The sequence below is a fragment of the endosymbiont of Ridgeia piscesae genome (assembly GCF_001443665.1).
Taxonomy (GTDB): Bacteria; Pseudomonadota; Gammaproteobacteria; order Chromatiales; family Chromatiaceae; genus Endoriftia; species Endoriftia persephonae.
The window spans coordinates 1-931 of sequence record NZ_KQ557191.1 but is presented as its reverse complement, the minus strand read 5'-3'; the positions used below and the strand labels follow the sequence as shown (position 1 = coordinate 931).

Below are 931 nucleotides of genomic sequence, written 5' to 3'. Positions count from 1 at the left end.
TTCGCTGATTAAGAGTTTCTTCCGCATGTCAGATACAAAGTATATTTTGGCAAGTTCAAAAATAGACTGCCAATACTTTCGGAACGATTAATAGCTGGAGCGAACAGGCCTATATCAAGTCGGATCACTCGGTGTGGTACGACCATGTTGGCATCTCGGTTGCACTGAGTGGCGATGGCAACACTCTGGCGGTCGGTGCTATCGGTGAGGATTCCGATGCCTTGGGTAACTGGCCTGCAGATGCAGGCAAAGGCTCCGGTGCGGTGTTTGTATACACTCGTAACTCGGGGAGTTGGTCCCAGCAGACGATGCTCAAGGCCGCAAATGCTGGCCGATTCCATCGATTCGGTTCTGCACTGGCCTTTAGTAGCGATGGCAACACTCTGGCGGTGGGTGCCAAGGAGGAAGACAGCAACACCACCGGGGTTGACTCAACCCCGAATCCAGGCATTCTAGCCGGTGTTGGTGCCGCCTACGTCTTTGGTCGTAGCGGAACAACTTGGAGCCAGCAGGCCTATATCAAAGCCTCGACGCGGACTAGCAACTATGATTACTTTGGTTTCGCCCTGGCACTGAGCAGTGACGGAAATCTGCTGGCGGTGGGGAGCCATGGTGAGAACAGTAGCACCCGAGGAGTCTACGCCAGCACAAATAGCACGGCATCTAATGCTGGTGCCGTCTTTGTCTATGAACGCAGTGGGGCCAGTTGGGCCAGCAAGACCTTCGTTAAATCCTCCAACACCGACAGTAAGGATAGCTTCGGCTGGGGGATGGCGATCAGTGGTGACGGCGGAACCCTGGCTGTTGGTGCGTACAGAGAGGACAGCAGCGCAACGGGTATTAATCGTTCCGAAAGTATTGGCAGTGTATACTGCTTTCCATGGCTACGATAAAAGAACAGCGTGATCAGAAAAGGAAAGATGTAGTGGAG

The 931-nt window shown here is 53.3% G+C and carries 1 protein-coding gene; it reads left to right on the top strand.

Annotation, left to right across the window (positions count from 1 at the left end):
- Positions 1-131 precede the first annotated feature (131 nt).
- Positions 132-893 carry a hypothetical protein gene (locus tag Ga0074115_RS15535; RefSeq protein ID WP_060528714.1) on the top strand — a complete coding sequence of 254 codons (762 nt, stop codon included), beginning with the start codon at positions 132-134 and terminating at the stop codon, positions 891-893.
- The last annotated feature ends 38 nt before the right edge of the window (positions 894-931 follow it).